Genomic DNA, 16,289 nt, shown 5'->3' on the forward strand with positions numbered 1-16,289 from the left:
ATGCCAAAAATATTAGTAATTGAGGATGAAGCAGCAATTAGACGAGTGCTTGTAAAAATCCTTTCAGAAGAAAATAATACCTACCAAGTAGATCAAGCTGAAGATGGATTAGTAGGTATTGAAAAGATTAAAAATGAAGATTATGATTTAGTACTTTGCGATATTAAAATGCCTAAAATGGATGGTGTTGAAGTATTAGAAGCGACTAAAAAAATTAAACCCGAAATACCAATGGTGATGATTTCTGGGCATGGCGATTTGGATACCGCCGTAAATACCATGCGTTTAGGGGCTTTCGATTATATCTCGAAACCACCAGATTTAAACCGTTTACTAAATACGGTTCGTAATGCTTTAGATCGAAAAGAACTGGTTGTAGAAAACAAAATTCTAAAGAAAAAAGTAAGCAAGAAATATGAAATGATTGGCGAAAGCGATGAAATTTCACAAATTAAAGCCATAATAGATAAAGTAGCGCCTACCGATGCGCGGGTTTTAATTACAGGGCCAAACGGTACAGGAAAAGAACTTGTGGCGCACTGGTTACACGAAAAAAGCGACCGTGCAAAAGGCAGTTTAATAGAAGTGAATTGTGCAGCTATCCCGAGTGAGTTGATTGAAAGTGAGTTGTTTGGCCACGTAAAAGGGGCGTTTACAAGTGCAAATAAAGATCGTGCTGGTAAATTTGAAGCGGCTAATGGTGGCACTATTTTTTTAGATGAAATAGGCGATATGAGTCTTTCGGCGCAAGCCAAAGTATTACGCGCCTTACAGGAAAGTCGTATTCAACGTGTAGGAAGCGATAAGGATATAAAGGTAAATGTACGGGTAATAGCAGCAACCAATAAAGACTTAAAGAAAGAAATTGAAGATGGTAATTTTAGAGAAGATTTATACCATCGATTAGCGGTTATTTTGGTTAAAGTTCCTGCATTAAATGAGAGACGTGATGATATTCCTTTACTTATTAAACATTTTTCGGCTAAAATATCTAGAGAACAAGGCACTGTAGAAAAAAAGTTTACCGATAAAGCTGTAAAATTATTACAAGAGTACGATTGGACAGGTAATATTCGTGAGTTACGTAATGTGGTGGAACGCCTTATTATTCTTGGTGGATCTGAGGTTAGCGAACAAGATGTTAAGTTATTTGCCAGTAAATAATTTGTAAATTTTTCAGCCAAGACGGTCATTTTAAATATAAAAGCAGATGAAAAAGATAAAGATTTCCGACTATAAAGTCACTTCAGAAATAGACTTAAAAAATTCAGTAACAAAAGAAGTTTATTCCGATGCTAAAAAAGAGCTAAAGGATATTCGAAAAAAACTAGGCGAATGGCAAAACATGATGTATGCCCATGATAAGTACGCCGTTTTAGTATGTTTACAAGGCATGGACACGTCTGGTAAAGATAGTTTGGTGCGCGAAGTTTTTAAGGAATTTAATGTGCGTGGTATAGAATGCCATAGCTTTAAAGTCCCAACAGATTTAGAGCGTGGTCACGATTATTTATGGCGTCATTATTTAGTGTTGCCACCACGTGGTAAGTTTGGCGTGTTTAACCGTACGCATTATGAAAATGTTTTGGTAACCCGAGTGCATCCAGAATATATTTTAGGCGAAAATATACCGGGTATAAATGCTGTTGAGGATGTAAATGAAGCCTTTTGGGATAAACGTTTTGAGGAAATAAATAATTTTGAAAAGCATTTGGCAAATAATGGCACTATCATTTTTAAGTTCTTTTTAAACTTATCTAAAGAAGAACAAAAAAGCAGATTGTTACGCCGATTGGATAAACCTTCCAAAAATTGGAAATTCTCTCCAGACGATTTAAAAGAACGTAAACTTTGGGATCAATATCAAAATTGTTATCAAGAGGCTATTAATAGAACCTCGAAACTGCATGCGCCATGGTTTGTTATTCCGGCGGACGATAAACCCACAGCTAGATTATTGGTGGCAAAAATTTTATATGATAATCTTATGGCACATACGGATATTCAGGAACCAGAACTAAGTGATAAAATTAAATCAAATTTAAAAAGTTATAAAGCACAGCTTGATAACGAGTAACTTATAGTAATATTAATGTTAAACTCTACTAAAAATGAAGAAACTAGTTGTTATTCTTGTACTTGTAATGTCGAATGTAATAGAGGCACAAAAAGAAAATTTGCCATATTATGAGATTCCAAAATTTGCAGAAAATTATACGGCCGGTAGTGTTGCTTCTCGGATGGTTGATGCTTTAGGCTTTAGATATTATTGGGCAACCGAAGGATTAACCAGTACAGATTTGAGTTATAAACCGAGTGAATCTGCTAGAACAAGTGAAGAAACTATTGAGCATATTTATAACTTGTCTCGATCTATTTTAAATGCGGTTTCAAAAGATAATAAAAACGATGGTACTAAACTATCATTTCAAGAGCAAAGGAAACAAACCTTAAATTGCTTAAAAAAAGCGTCAGATATTTTAAGAGCCTGTGAAGATATTTCACAATACGATTCGGGGAATCGATCCTTTTGGTATATGATAAATGGGCCTATTTCTGATGCTATTTGGCATTGTGGTCAACTGGTAACTCTGCGCCGAGCTTCTGGAAACCCTATCCATCCTAATATAAATTTCTTTACCGGAAAGGTGAAAAAATAATTATTAATTTAGAAATTAGGGCATAAAAAACGGCTATTCTTTTGTCAAAATAGCCGTATAAATTCGAGTAAAAATTTAACAATAAGTTAAGCGCTCAAGCCTTGTTTCTTTAATAGTTTTCGTTGTTGTTTTATGGTGAGTGTACTACCATCATGACTCCAACCAGGCGCTGCAAAAGCGTACATGAATTTGTGATACCAGTTTTTAGATTTTTTCATGTCGTTCCAAATATCTTTGTATTCATGTGTTAAAATCACCAAGGGATTGTATGAATTTGGTGCATGAGTTACTCCATATTTAATTTCAATAGTTTCATCGAGTTCTTTCCAAGTTCCAAACATTTTGTCAAAAATATTTAGAAAACCTCCATGGTTTTTATCCATATACTCAAAGTTTTGAGCATGATGAACTTGGTGCATGGTGTGTGTATTCATAAATTTTTCTAGAAACCCTAGTTTTGGTATGTAAACAGAATGTAATTGAAATTGCCAAAGCGCTTCAATACCTAAACAAACCACTAGCATTTCTGGTGGAAACCCAATAGCGACAATCCACATATAAAAAAATGGTTTGTATAAAATAGTAAACCAACCATTTCTTACGGCAGTTCCTAAGTTAAAGTTGTCGGATGAATGATGCACAATATGTGCCGCCCATAAAAAGCGCACATTGTGGTTTTGGCGGTGAAACCAATAGTAACTAAAATCGTCTAATAATTGACAAATTATCCAAACATACCAAGCATATCCAAAAGATTCGTAACCCATAATATTAGTGCGAACACCATCGACTATAGGGTTAAAAACCTCATATACATAATTAAAAAGTACAATAGCTGCAATGGTTTTTGTTAGCGGTGCTAACAAAGCGGAACCAATACCCATAGTTAAGCTGGCTGCTAAATCTTTCCAGTTGTATAATTTCTGACTTCGTTCTTCTTTACGATGCTTGCTGTATGAGAGTTCTAATAATATGAGTCCTAAAAAACAAGGAACGCCATATACTAAAGGGTTTGTAAAATCCATTAAAAATATTTGTTTGTCTCCAAAAATACCTTGATTTTGCTCGAAAACCTTAATAAAAAGAGTTTTTTTGAATAAAAAAATCCGTTTTAAGATAATTTTACCTTAAAACGGATTTAAATTTTATTAAAAGCAGCTTATTTAGTAGCTACAGCTTCTTTTTTTGTTGAAAAATCGACAGCTATTTGATTGTTTAAAATATCATCAAAAGTTTCTCTTTTTCTAATTAAATGGGCTTGGTCGTTATACCATAAAACTTCCGCAGGGCGTAAACGTGAGTTGTAATTACTCGCCATAGAGAAGCAGTAAGCGCCTGCATTTTTAAACGCTAAAACATCCCCTTCATTAATTTCATTTATTCTTCGGTTGTTTCCAAAAGTATCGGTTTCACAAATATAACCTACAACCGTATAAAAACGCTCACGACCTTTTAAGTTAGAAATGTTGATAATATCATGATGCGACCCGTAAAACATCGGGCGAATTAAATGATTAAATCCAGAATCTACCTGTGCAAAAACCGTTGAAGTGGTTTGTTTTACAGCATTGACTTCAGCTAAAAAATATCCAGATTCACTCACTAAAAATTTACCAGGCTCGAAAGCTAAGGTTAATTCTTTTCCGTAATCTTTACAAAAATCGTTAAATCGTTTTGAAAGTTTTTTGCCTAATTCTTCAATATTAGTTTCTATATCACCTGGCTTGTAGGGCACTTTAAAACCAGATCCAAAATCGATAAATTCTAAATTATCAAATTGTTTTGCTGTTTCAAATAAAATTTCACTTGCATAAAGAAACACTTCAATATCTAAAATGTCGCTTCCGGTGTGCATGTGAATGCCGTTAATATTCATTTTAGTATTTTCAACAATACGTAAAATATGAGGGATTTGGTGAATTGAAATTCCGAATTTAGAATCAATATGTCCCACAGAAATATTAGCATTTCCGCCAGCCATCACATGTGGGTTTATACGAATACAAACGGGTGTGTTTGGGTGTTTCGTTCCAAATTGCTCTAAAATAGACAAGTTATCAATATTAATTTTAACACCTAATTGCGCGGCTTCTTCAATTTCATTTAAAGACACACCATTTGGAGTAAAAATAATTTGCTCTGGTTTAAAACCTGCAGCCAACCCTAATTGCACTTCTTGTATAGAAACGGTATCAATACCAGAACCTAAATTATGTAAAAGCTTTAAAATAGAAATATTCGATAATGCTTTTACCGCATAATTAATTTTTAATTTCTTTACATTTTTAAATGCATTTGTAAGACGATGATATTGGTTTTCAATTTTATGACCGTCATAAACATATACAGGGCTGCCAAATTCGTTGGCAATTTTAAGCAATTGACTCTCTTGCATGGTTTTTTAATTTTTGTCAAAGATATTTTTTTTGCTTCAATAAAAAATAAATAAAGCAAAAATTATACACATTAAACATTTTGTTAATTATTTAACACGATCTAAATGTTAATTCATAATTTCAACTTAAAATAAATTAGTGTAATTACTATCGATTATTTACATTTGTAGCACTTAAAATTATCAAGCAGATTATGAATTTACACGAATATCAAGGTAAAGAAATATTAAGCAGTTTTGGCGTGCGTATCCAACGTGGTATTGTTGCTCAAAATGCACAGGAGGCAGTTGCTGCCGCAAAACAATTAACTTCTGAAACAGGAACTAGCTGGCACGTGATTAAAGCACAGGTTCATGCAGGTGGTCGTGGAAAAGGTGGCGGCGTAAAATTGGCTAAAAATCTTCAAGAAGTTGAAGATATTGCAGGACAAATTATTGGGATGGACTTAGTAACACCTCAAACTTCTGCTGCTGGTAAAAGAGTACACCAAGTTTTAGTTGCCGAGGATGTTTACTATCCAGGTGAAACTGAAACTAGCGAGTTTTATATGTCCGTTTTATTAAATAGAGGAACAGGACGTAACATGATTATGTATTCTACCGAAGGAGGAATGGATATTGAAACGGTTGCTGAAAAAACACCTCATTTAATTTTTACTGAAGAAGTAGATCCTACAACTGGATTATTACCTTTTCAAGCGCGTCGTGTAGCTTTTAATTTGGGATTATCAGGATTGGCATTTAAAGAAATGACAAAATTTGTTACAGCTTTATATACGGCTTACGTAAAATCTGATTCTTCTTTATTTGAAATTAATCCCGTTTTAAAAACGAGTGATAATTTAATTATGGCGGTTGATGCTAAAGTGACTATCGATGATAATGCCCTTTACAGACATAAAGATTACTTAGCTTTACGTGATACTCGTGAAGAAAGTGCCATTGAAGTAGAAGCTGGAGAACTTGGCTTAAACTATGTTGATCTTGACGGAAACGTTGGTTGTATGGTTAATGGTGCTGGTTTAGCAATGGCAACTATGGATTTAATTAAGCAAGCCGGAGGAGAACCTGCTAACTTTTTAGATGTTGGTGGTACGGCCGATGCAGCTCGTGTTGAAGCGGCTTTTAAAATTATATTGAAAGATCCAGCGGTAAAAGCGATTTTAATTAACATTTTTGGGGGTATCGTGCGTTGCGATCGTGTTGCTCAAGGTGTTATTGATGCTTATAAAAACATGGGAACTATTAACGTGCCAATTATTGTACGTTTACAAGGAACCAATGCGGATATTGCAAAAGAATTAATTGATAATTCTGGTTTAGCGGTAATGAGTGCTACAGAATTCCAAGAGGCTGCAGATAAAGTTCAAGAAGTTTTAGCTTAAGCTTTTTCTAAAATATATATTGAAAAGAGCAGCACGAAAGTGTTGCTCTTTTTTTTGTGATTTATTTAGAATTTACATAGCTTTATAGTTGAAGGTCTTTAGGGAATTGTTTTTTTTGATATTGATATATTTTAGAAAAAATGTGTCGATTTAAAACACAAAACAGAAGCTAATTAATATTCCTAATGTCACGCTGAGCTTGTCGAAGCACCATAAAAAAACATAAGAAAATGAAAATAGTAGTTCTAGACGGATACACATTAAACCCAGGAGATTTAAGTTGGAAGGGAGTTGAAGCTTTCGGAGTATTAAAAGTACACGAAAGAACCGCTTTTGATAACGACACCATTATTAAGAATATTGGTGATGCTGAAATGGTTTTAACCAACAAAACACCATTACCAAAGGCCGTTTTGGAAAACGTACCTAATCTTAAATATATAGGTGTTTTAGCTACGGGTTACAATATTATCGATGTTGATACTGCAAAAGATTTAGGAATTGTTGTAAGTAACGTTCCTATTTATGGCACACAGGCCGTTGGGCAATTCACCATGGCGCTTCTTTTAGAATTGTGTCATCATGTTGGGGATCATAATACAGCGGTTAAAAATGGCGATTGGACTAATTCTAAAGATTTTTGTTTTTGGAATTCCCCGCTCATCGAGCTATCTGGGAAAACCCTTGGCATTATTGGTTTTGGACGAATAGGGCAGGCGACAGCAAAAATAGCAAAGGCTTTCGGGTTACATATTTTAGCTTATAACCGAAGTCAAGATTTAAGATTAGAATCTGAAACTTTAAAGTATGTGGCGTTGGATGAACTTCTTGAGCAATCAGATTTTGTGAGTTTACATTGTCCGCTAACGGAAAGTACCGAAGGATTGATAAACAGTAAATCTATAGCCAAAATGAAGGACGGCGCTTTTCTGATAAACACATCAAGAGGCGGATTAATAGTTGAAGACGATTTAAAAAAGGCACTTAACTCTGGAAAACTAGCTGGAGCAGCAGTGGATGTGGTGTCTACCGAGCCTATAAAAAGAGATAACCCATTATTAGAAGCCGATAATATCATTATCACGCCGCATATTGCTTGGGCATCAAGAGAAGCTAGAGCGCGATTAATGCAAACAACTGTGGAAAATATTGAAGCCTTTTTGGAAGGGCAACCCATCCATGTAGTAAATTAAAAAGGTTGGTAGAAAAATTATAAAGTGCGCACGAGAAGATTCGAACTTCCACATCCTAAAACGGATACTGGCCCCTCAAGCCAGCGCGTCTACCAATTCCGCCACGTGCGCATTTAAGGTTTTAAATCGGGCGTAAATATAATGATGTCTTTGTGAACTAAAAATATAAAAAGCAAATAATTACAAGGTAAGCAACCAACTGCGTTGCAATTTTTTAAATTTTCTTAATTCGCTACGCAGAATAGGTAAAAAATCTTTCCCGTTGCTGTTCGATTTTTCTAAGCGGTAGGCGTTTTTATAAAGTCTATTTGTTAATCGTTTTAAAGAAGCAATATGTTTGTGTTTTCTTTCGGAATAACGCTCTAATTCTGCATTTACAATTTCAGGAACTAGTGATACAGATTGTTGGATAATATCGCCAGAAAAATAAATATCAGCATCTTCTGTACCATCAGCTTTTAAACCCGATAAATCATGATTTAAATAGGTAGAAATCCTTTGAGATAGTGATAAAATCTCAATGGCTTTTTTATAAATCGGTAATTCCGATAGGTTTGGTGGGGTATTTGGGTTCATTATTTTTTTTCTCTAGCAATTTGATCAAATTTAGCGACAAGAAATTATATTTCGCTTTAGATTTTAAAGTAAAAACGTATATTTGCTTTAAATGTTATGTTTTTGTGCTTAAAATTCTTTTAAATGAAACTAGATGTACTTAATTCTAAGATTTTGAAATGTTTACAGGAAAATGCGCGTATGTCTAATGCGGAAATTGGTAGGCAAGTTGGTATAACATCGCCTGCAGTTTCCGAGCGGATAAAAAAAATGGAAGACTTAGGTATTATTGAAGCATACAAGGCTATTGTTTCTCCTTTTGAAATTGGCTATCAGCTAAAAGCCATCATTACACTTCGTGCTTTTATGGGCAAGCTAAAACCCTTTTTAGACAAAGTTAAAACTTATGATGAGGTGGTAAACTGCTACCGTATTACTGGCGATGAAAATATTGTTATGGAAGTGGTTTTAAAAAACCACAAGCATTTAGAAACCTTTATCGATCAGTTGATTAGTTACGGAGAATCTAAAACAAATATTGTGCTTTCTCGTGTTGTAAAACAGAAGGGAATTAAGCCCATTTAATGGTCTTAGGTAATTAATAAAGCTTTAGTTTTTCCGTTTTTATTTGATCTAAAATTTTCTTAAGTTGTATTTTTGAAATGAAATAATTTACGGATGAAGAAAATATATATAAGTTTTAGTTTGTGTTTTTTGCTGTTATCTTGCGGCAGTAGTTTTCAAGGGTTTTATAACAATCATAAAGCAGATATGGGGACAACCTCTTTTCAAGTCCCTAATTTTATGAAAGCGCTTTTAAGTCAAATTTCACCTGAAGTAAAATATACTATAGGTAATATTTCGGATTTAAAATATATTAAGTTTGATGCGCTTAGTAAATTTAAGCAAGAAAGTTTAATAGCCGAAATGAACGCGGTTACTAAAAATGGTTATACCGATATTTTTAGAAAGAATGATGTGGATAATACCCGGATAATTTCGGTTAAAGAATTAGGAGCATTGGTAACCGATGCTATTATATTTAACAGTAGTAAAAACGAAACAACGGCTTATTATTTACAAGGCCGCTTTGATCCAGAAAAAATTAAATCATTTTCAGACGAAGATGTTTTTAATCAGTTTTCAAGTAGTTTAATGCAATCCTATCAATCCAATACTAATCCATCTTTTAATTGAGAAAAGTAATGAAACATTTTATTTTAATAACCATTCTATTGGTTTCCGTTTTAAGTTGCCAACAAAAGAAACGTCCCATAAAAGGAGAAACTGCATTTCAGAAAACGATAAATGCAGAATATAAAGATGCTTCTACCTCGCCATTAAAAGATGAAGACAGAAAGGTGTTTGAAGGCTTAGAGTTCTTTAAATTCGATTCTACTTATGTGGTTACAGCAGAATTAAAACGTGTTGAAAATTCTAAATGGTTTAATATGAAAACAACCACAGATAGAGTTTCCAAAGAGCGTGTTTTTGGTGTTTTAAGTTTTGAATTAAAAGGAGAAAAGTACAGTTTACAAGTATATCAAGGTGAAGAATTAATGCAGAAAGCGGGTTTTGAAGATTATTTGTTTTTACCTTTTTTAGATGAAACGAATGGTTTAGAAAGTTATGGCGGTGGACGCTATATCGATTTAAGAATACCCGATGCCGATACTTTAATAATTGATTTTAATAAAGCGTATAATCCGTACTGTGCTTATAATAGTAAATATTCTTGCCCTATTGTGCCACGACGAAATTATATAAAAACACGAGTAGAAGCTGGAGTAAAAGCTTTTGGAAAGCATGAGTAGTCACTAATTTATAATGCCGCCTAAAAAGTATTTATTTTATGCTCTATTGGGCTTGTTAGAATGTTTTAATTTACAGATAATCTATATCGGTTTCGACAAACTCAACCGAATAAATAAAATATAATAGATTTTTAGGCAGCCTTTAAGTTTAATCCTCAAGTTTTGCTGAAAGTTCAAGCCAGCGCTCTTCTTTTTCATCAATAGTATCAATAATAACTTGAAGTTGTTCCGATAGTGTGTTTATTTCCTCGGGTGTTAAATCGGGATTATTAAATTTTTCTTCTAATTCCTTTTTATCAAAATTTAAAGATTTTATCTTGCTTTCAATGTTATTTAATTCTTTTTCTTCATTGTAAGAAAGTTTTTTAGCATCGTTTTTTTTCCAAGCATTTTTGTCTTTTTTATCTTCAGTATCAACTTCAGAAATCACGTCTTGACTATCTTCATAAATACGATAATCGGTGTAGTTTCCAGGGAAATCCTCAATTACACCTTCACCTTTAAAAACAAATAAGTGGTCGATAACTTTATCCATAAAATACCTATCGTGTGTTACCACAATAACGCAGCCAGGGAAATCTAAAAGGAAACTTTCTAGTACGTTTAGAGTTACAATATCTAAATCGTTAGTCGGCTCATCGAGGATTAAAAAGTTTGGATTCTGAATTAAAACGGTACATAAATACAATCGTTTTCGTTCGCCACCACTTAGTTTTTCAACAAAATCATATTGTTTTTTTCTACTGAATAAAAAGCGTTCTAATAACTGTTGAGCGGATATTTGACGTCCTTTTTTAAGAGGGATATAATCGCCAAACTCACGAATAACATCGATAACTTTTTGTTCGGGTTTTATCGTAATGCCGTTTTGAGTGTAATAACCAAATTTAACAGTTTCCCCTTTGGTGACTTTACCAGAATCGGGAGCTGCTGTTTGGGTTAAAATATTTAAAAATGTGGTTTTTCCGGTTCCGTTTTTTCCAATAATACCTACACGTTCTCCTTTTTGGAACATGTAACTGAAATTATCGAGAATGGTTTTGTCTTTAAAGCGTTTTGAAACTTTATGAAATTCTAAAATTTTACTTCCCAAACGTTCCATATTCAATTCTAATTGAACTTCATGGTCGTTACGGCGTTGGTGAGCACGATGTTTTATATCGGCAAAATCGTTAATTCTAGATTTCGATTTGGTAGTTCTTGCCTTGGGTTGACGGCGCATCCAAGTTAGTTCTTTTTTAAAAAGTTGCTTGGCTTTATTGGTTTCTATAGCCTCATTTTCTATACGCGCTTCTCTTTTTTCTAAGTAATACGAGTAATTTCCTTTATAATTATAGATTTGTCCTTCATCGAGTTCTATAATTTCGTTACACACACGTTCTAAAAAATACCGGTCGTGAGTCACCATAAAAAGTGTAATGTTTTCTTTGGCAAAAAAGGACTCTAACCATTCTATCATTTCTAAATCTAAATGATTGGTTGGCTCATCTAAAATAAGTAAATCCGGTTTGTTTATAAGCGCGTTAGCTAATGCTAAACGTTTTATTTGTCCGCCAGAAAGGGCGCTTACTTTTTGAGATAAATCTTCCAGTTTTAATTTGAAAAGTATCTGTTTGTAAAGCGTTTCAAAATCCCAAGCATGATGACGTTCCATAGCATCAAAAGCAGTTTGGTAAGCATCTGTATCATCCGGGTTTAAAAGCGATTTTTCATAATTTGAAATGACTTTTAAAATGGGGTTTTCACTGGCTAAAATGGTTTCTTCAATAGTTAAACTATTATCAAAATTAGGGTCTTGAGATAAAAAGGAAATAGCAATGCCTTTTCGGAAAATTACGCTGCCTGAATTGGGTTCGTCTTTTCCTGAAAGAATGTTTAAAATTGAGGTTTTTCCTGTACCATTTTTAGCAACGAACGCTATTTTTTGGTCTTTGTGGACACTAAAAGAGATGTCGCTAAAAAGTTCAAGTTCTCCGTAAGATTTTGATAAGTTTTCTACTGTTAAATAATTCAAGGTGATTTCTTTTTTACAAAGAACGGATAAAAAACCAAAAAAACAGGTATAAGTTTTATTCTTCATAACGAAAACTTATATTTGTGGCTAATCTACTGACCTATATGTTAAAACAATTTGTCATTTTAATATTTGCCCTAGTTTCTATTTGTAATATTTCTTGTATTACAAATAAAGATGTGGTTTATTTACAAGATAAAGGCACGGCTGTTAGCGATTCGTTGCAAATACAGGCCTTAGCTAAGCCATACCGGGTTCAAATTAACGATATTTTAAGTATAAATGTTAAGGCATTAGATAAAGAATTAGTCGATATTTTCAACCCAACATCTGGTGGTACAAATGGAAATAATCAAAGAAATCAAGAATCACTTTATTTTACAGGATTTACTGTCGATTTACATGGCAATATCAAGTTTCCTATTTTAGGAGATATAAATGTACTTGGTTTTACCGTTAAAGAAATAGAGGCTAAGGTGAAACGCGAACTTTTACAGCAATATTTTAAAGAAACGGCTCAAATATTTGTAACGGTTAAACTGGCAGGATTAAAGTATACCACTGTTGGTGAAATTTCGACTAAAGGTGTACAGGTTATATATCAAGACCGCGTTAATATTATTGAAGCCATAGCCAATGCTGGAGATATTATGCAAACAGGAGACCGTGCCGATGTTTTAATTGTTAGGCAATATCCTAATGGGCAAAAAATTCATCATATAGATTTAACCGATATTGCTGCAATGAAATCTGAGTTTTATTATATTCAGCCCAACGATATTATTATGGTAAAACCATTAAAACGTAAGGCATTAGGAGCCGGAGAAACAGCTACCGAAACCTTAACCACAATTGCTAGTATATTTTCAGTGCTAGTTAGTACTTATTTTTTAGTTAAGAATTTGTAGAATATGGAAGATGAGTTGGGTTTACAAAATAGTCAAAATTTTGATTTTAAGGACTTTCTTTTTCGTGCTTTAAGTTATTGGAAGTGGATCGTGTTAGGTTTGTGTATTGCATTTTATGTGGTTTACCATCAAAACATTAGGCGTGAATTTCCTTATACTTTAGGGGCGTCGATTACAGTTCAAGATGATAAAAACCCGTTGTTTACTTCAAATACGAGTTTAGTTTTTAACTATGGGGGTATTTCAGGGAAAGTTCAAGAAGTTTTATTAAATCTAACATCTAGAAAACACCATGAGAAAGTTGTAGATAGTTTAAATTTATATCTAACTTATTTAAAACAAGGACGTTTTTATAAAACAGATATATACAAGCAAGCCCCATTTGAATTTGAAATTAATCATGATGGTTATCAAATAATAGGTCACCCTTTAAAAATTACACTTTTAAATGAAAATACGTTTCAATTAACTTACACTTTTGGAGAAGAAAAAGAAATTGCAGTACAAAATTTTAAGGATAAAGATGTTAAGTCGTTGATTGTTAGCGAAAAAAAGCTATCCAGAATTTACCAATTTGAGGAAGCGATAGATTTACCATTTTTAAAAGGCAGACTTGTTAAACGAGATGGTTTGCGCCTTGTTCCACAATCGGAATATTTTATTCAGTTTAATAATTTTAATGCAACAGTCTCGAGTTTTATTAAGGCTTATTCAGTTCGAAATGAAGCTAACTCACCTTTATTAACCGTGAAATTAACCGATAAAAATAAAGATAAAATAGTCGATTATATCAATACATCAGTTTTTATTCTAGATCGCGATCAACTGCAACGTAAAAATCAATACGCTATTAATACGATATCCTTTATTGATAAGCAGTTAGCACGAGTTAAACGAGAGCTGACAAAAAAAGCCGACTCTTTAAACGATTTCAGAAAAACAAATAAGTTATTTAATATAGAAGAAGAGCGTACATTACTTAATACTAAAATTGAAGATTATAGTGGACAAAAAGAATCGTTAAATGAGCAGATTTTATCTTTAGATTTATTGAAAAACTATTTAATAACCAATAGTGATTATAGTAATTTACAGGCACCTACAGCGATAGGAATTGCCGATGGAAATATAGGGAGTAATGTGTCTAAAATAGTGTTGTTATCGGCCGAAAAATCTAAATTAGCTTATTCAGTGCGGGATGATGCTTCTGTTTTTGATGATTTAAATCGACAGATTACTGCTTTAAAACAAGTGGTTTTAGAAAATATTACTTCTGCCAAATCGAATTTGAAATCACAGATAAAAGTGCTAGATTCTAAGATTTATAATTCAAAACATAAGTATTCTGTAATACCTGAAAGTCAACAAAAATTAGAAGGTATAGAACGCGAATATTTATTAAGTCAGAGTACATATAATTTATATTTAGCAAAACGAGGCGAAGCCGATTTAATCAAAGCTTCTAATGTTTCGGATATTGTTTTAATAGAACCAGCAAAAGATACAGGGCAAACACGAAATACGGTTAATTTAAATACACGATATATATTTGCTTTTTTTACGGTATTAATCCCGGTATTTTTAATTGCATTTATTGTTACATTTTTCGATACTAAAATTCATACGCCTGCAGATTTAGAAAAATTGAGCAGTATTCCATTATTAGGTGTTATTGGGCAAAATGATTTAGCTAACAACTTAGTCGTTATAAATAAATCTCAGTCTGCTATTGCAGAAGCGTTTAGGGGGGTGCGATCGAGCTTACAATTTATATATAAAAAATATGATTTGGCTGGAAGCAAAACGGTGTTAGTAACATCGTCTATTAGTGGAGAAGGAAAAACTTTTACAGCTATAAATATAGCATCGGTTTTTGCATTAAGTGGTAAGCGCACTGTTTTGGTTGGGTTAGACTTAAGGAAACCTAGGATTTTTGATGATTTTGGACTAAAAAATAACATTGGAGTGGTTAATTATTTAATTGGTCAAAATTCATTAAACGACATTGTTCAAAACACTAGTGTTGAAAATTTAGATGTTATTACTTCTGGTCCAGTACCGCCAAATCCCTCTGAGCTTTTGATAAATGAAACAATGGATAAATTTATTGATGAACTAAAAGCCACATATGATTATATCGTTCTGGATACACCTCCCGTAGGGTTGGTAGCTGATGCTTTGGAACTTTTAGAATATGTAGATGCATCGCTTTATGTGATTAGGCAAGATTATACGCAAAAAGATATGCTGGCCTTAATTAATGACAAGTATAAAAATGGTGTGGTAAAAAATATAAGTTTTATATATAATTTCTACAATGTAAAAGGCAAGCATGGTTATGGCTACGGCTATGGATACGGCTACGGCTACGGAGATTATCATGATGAATGATAAGTAAAATATTAGAAAAAAATAAATTTAGTAAATCAAAATAGTAGCTTAATATAGCGGGTTTGTCTATATAAATGGATAATAATTAATTGAATAAAAATTGAATAAACAAGATACAAATTGGCTTTATACTATTTCTCCTAAGAAAAAACTGATAGATCTAAATTTTAAAGAAATTTGGCGTTATCGAGATTTGTTGTTTTTGTTTGTAAAACGTGATATTATTACGCAATACAAGCAAACCATTTTAGGCCCTTTATGGTATTTTATTCAACCCTTGTTTACAAGTGTTATATTTACTTTAATTTTCAATAATTTAGCAGCTATACCTACTGGTAATGGTATCCCGTCGTTTTTGTTTAATCTAGCAGGGATTACCTCTTGGAACTATTTTAGCTCATGTTTAACAGGTACTAGTGATACTTTTAAAGCAAATCAAGGTATCTTTGGTAAAGTTTATTTTCCAAGAGTTATTACCCCGTTATCTGTGGTGTTTTCAAATTTAATTAAGTTTGGGATTCAACTTTTAGTATTTACTTTTTTTTATATTTATTTTGTGTTTTTTACAGATTCAGCTTATAGTGCTTTGCCACAATTCTCCTTACTTTTATTACCCGTTTTAGTAGCTTTTATGGGACTGTTTGGTTTAGGATTTGGGATGGTTATTTCGTCTATGACTACTAAATATCGTGATTTAACTTTCTTGGTTAGTTTTGGTGTACAGCTTTTAATGTACGCATCGGCTGTTATGTATCCTCTATCTTATTTTCAGGAAAAAATACCGGAATATTCATGGATTATAGAATATAACCCAATGGCAACTATTATTGAACTCTTTAGGTATATGACTTTAGGTGTAGGAGATTTTTTGTTTTCTAGATTTTTATATGCTGGAATTGTGAGTGTCGTATTTTTTTTGGTAGGATTAGTTATATTTAATAAAACTGAAAAATCATTTATAGATACGGTTTAAT

Annotated in this window: 15 protein-coding genes and 1 tRNA gene; 11 read left to right on the forward strand and 5 right to left on the reverse strand. The window is 32.9% G+C overall.

Translation table 11 applies throughout. The features are described 5' to 3' along the window. The 3 genes from FQU21_RS13690 to FQU21_RS13700 are packed head-to-tail and all read left to right on the forward strand — an operon-like array spanning position 1 to position 2,660. The gene (locus FQU21_RS13690; protein ID WP_147678576.1) at positions 1-1,164 is read left to right on the forward strand and encodes a sigma-54-dependent transcriptional regulator; all 1,164 of its coding nucleotides are present in this window, start codon (positions 1-3) and stop codon (positions 1,162-1,164) included. Between the two features lie 46 nt (positions 1,165-1,210). After that, positions 1,211-2,077 (forward strand): PPK2 family polyphosphate kinase, encoded by an 867-nt coding sequence (locus FQU21_RS13695; RefSeq protein WP_147678577.1) that lies wholly within the window; start codon positions 1,211-1,213, stop codon positions 2,075-2,077. A 34-nt stretch (positions 2,078-2,111) separates the two neighbouring features. Further along, positions 2,112-2,660 carry a hypothetical protein gene (locus FQU21_RS13700; RefSeq protein ID WP_147678578.1) on the forward strand — a complete coding sequence of 183 codons (549 nt, stop codon included), beginning with the start codon at positions 2,112-2,114 and terminating at the stop codon, positions 2,658-2,660. Positions 2,661-2,746: 86 nt separating this feature from the next. Here the strand turns inward: FQU21_RS13700 and FQU21_RS13705 are convergent, their stop codons facing one another. Together FQU21_RS13705 and lysA are read right to left on the reverse strand one after the other, a co-directional pair. After that, positions 2,747-3,685 (reverse strand): sterol desaturase family protein, encoded by a 939-nt coding sequence (locus FQU21_RS13705; protein WP_147678579.1) that lies wholly within the window; start codon positions 3,683-3,685, stop codon positions 2,747-2,749. A 134-nt stretch (positions 3,686-3,819) separates the two neighbouring features. Beyond that, positions 3,820-5,055, reverse strand: coding sequence for a diaminopimelate decarboxylase (lysA, locus tag FQU21_RS13710; RefSeq protein ID WP_147678580.1), 1,236 nt, complete (start codon positions 5,053-5,055; stop codon positions 3,820-3,822). Positions 5,056-5,249: 194 nt separating this feature from the next. Between lysA and sucC the strand changes: the two genes are divergently transcribed. Both sucC and FQU21_RS13720 read left to right on the forward strand, forming a co-directional pair. Continuing rightward, positions 5,250-6,440 (forward strand): ADP-forming succinate--CoA ligase subunit beta, encoded by a 1,191-nt coding sequence (sucC, locus tag FQU21_RS13715; RefSeq protein WP_147678581.1) that lies wholly within the window; start codon positions 5,250-5,252, stop codon positions 6,438-6,440. 230 nt (positions 6,441-6,670) lie between these two features. Continuing rightward, on the forward strand, positions 6,671-7,633 hold the full coding sequence (locus FQU21_RS13720) for a D-2-hydroxyacid dehydrogenase (protein WP_147678582.1): 963 nt from the start codon (positions 6,671-6,673) through the stop codon (positions 7,631-7,633). Between the two features lie 25 nt (positions 7,634-7,658). On the opposite strand, the gene FQU21_RS13725 is transcribed toward FQU21_RS13720, so the two are convergent. After that, positions 7,659-7,744, reverse strand: a tRNA-Leu gene (locus tag FQU21_RS13725). Between the two features lie 69 nt (positions 7,745-7,813). Next, the gene (locus FQU21_RS13730; protein WP_147678583.1) at positions 7,814-8,209 is read right to left on the reverse strand and encodes a hypothetical protein; all 396 of its coding nucleotides are present in this window, start codon (positions 8,207-8,209) and stop codon (positions 7,814-7,816) included. Positions 8,210-8,332: 123 nt separating this feature from the next. On the opposite strand from FQU21_RS13730, the gene FQU21_RS13735 reads away from it, so the two are divergent. The 3 genes from FQU21_RS13735 (at position 8,333) to FQU21_RS13745 (ending at position 10,002) form a co-directional block, all read left to right on the forward strand. Then, positions 8,333-8,773, forward strand: coding sequence for an Lrp/AsnC family transcriptional regulator (locus FQU21_RS13735; RefSeq protein ID WP_147678584.1), 441 nt, complete (start codon positions 8,333-8,335; stop codon positions 8,771-8,773). A 93-nt stretch (positions 8,774-8,866) separates the two neighbouring features. Further along, the gene (locus tag FQU21_RS13740; RefSeq protein ID WP_147678585.1) at positions 8,867-9,385 is read left to right on the forward strand and encodes a DUF4252 domain-containing protein; all 519 of its coding nucleotides are present in this window, start codon (positions 8,867-8,869) and stop codon (positions 9,383-9,385) included. A gap of 8 nt (positions 9,386-9,393) precedes the next feature. Beyond that, entirely contained in the window at positions 9,394-10,002 is a 609-nt protein-coding gene (locus tag FQU21_RS13745; protein ID WP_147678586.1) for a DUF1684 domain-containing protein, read from the forward strand. Positions 10,003-10,150: 148 nt separating this feature from the next. Here FQU21_RS13745 and FQU21_RS13750 read toward each other — a convergent pair whose 3' ends face one another. Then, the gene (locus tag FQU21_RS13750) at positions 10,151-12,016 is read right to left on the reverse strand and encodes an ABC-F family ATP-binding cassette domain-containing protein (RefSeq protein ID WP_147678587.1); all 1,866 of its coding nucleotides are present in this window, start codon (positions 12,014-12,016) and stop codon (positions 10,151-10,153) included. A gap of 83 nt (positions 12,017-12,099) precedes the next feature. Here FQU21_RS13750 and FQU21_RS13755 point away from each other — a divergent pair, with 83 nt between their 5' ends. The 3 genes from FQU21_RS13755 to FQU21_RS13765 all read left to right on the forward strand — a co-directional run bounded on the left by FQU21_RS13755 (position 12,100) and on the right by FQU21_RS13765 (position 16,288). Further along, complete coding sequence (locus tag FQU21_RS13755; RefSeq protein ID WP_317130667.1) at positions 12,100-12,924, forward strand: polysaccharide biosynthesis/export family protein; 825 nt, start codon at positions 12,100-12,102, stop codon at positions 12,922-12,924. Positions 12,925-12,927: 3 nt separating this feature from the next. Next, on the forward strand, positions 12,928-15,315 hold the full coding sequence (locus FQU21_RS13760; RefSeq protein WP_147678588.1) for an exopolysaccharide transport family protein: 2,388 nt from the start codon (positions 12,928-12,930) through the stop codon (positions 15,313-15,315). 100 nt (positions 15,316-15,415) lie between these two features. After that, positions 15,416-16,288 (forward strand): ABC transporter permease, encoded by an 873-nt coding sequence (locus FQU21_RS13765; protein ID WP_147678589.1) that lies wholly within the window; start codon positions 15,416-15,418, stop codon positions 16,286-16,288. Position 16,289 lies beyond the last annotated feature (1 nt).

This window comes from Algibacter pacificus, assembly GCF_008033385.1.
Classification (GTDB): domain Bacteria; phylum Bacteroidota; class Bacteroidia; order Flavobacteriales; family Flavobacteriaceae; genus Algibacter; species Algibacter pacificus.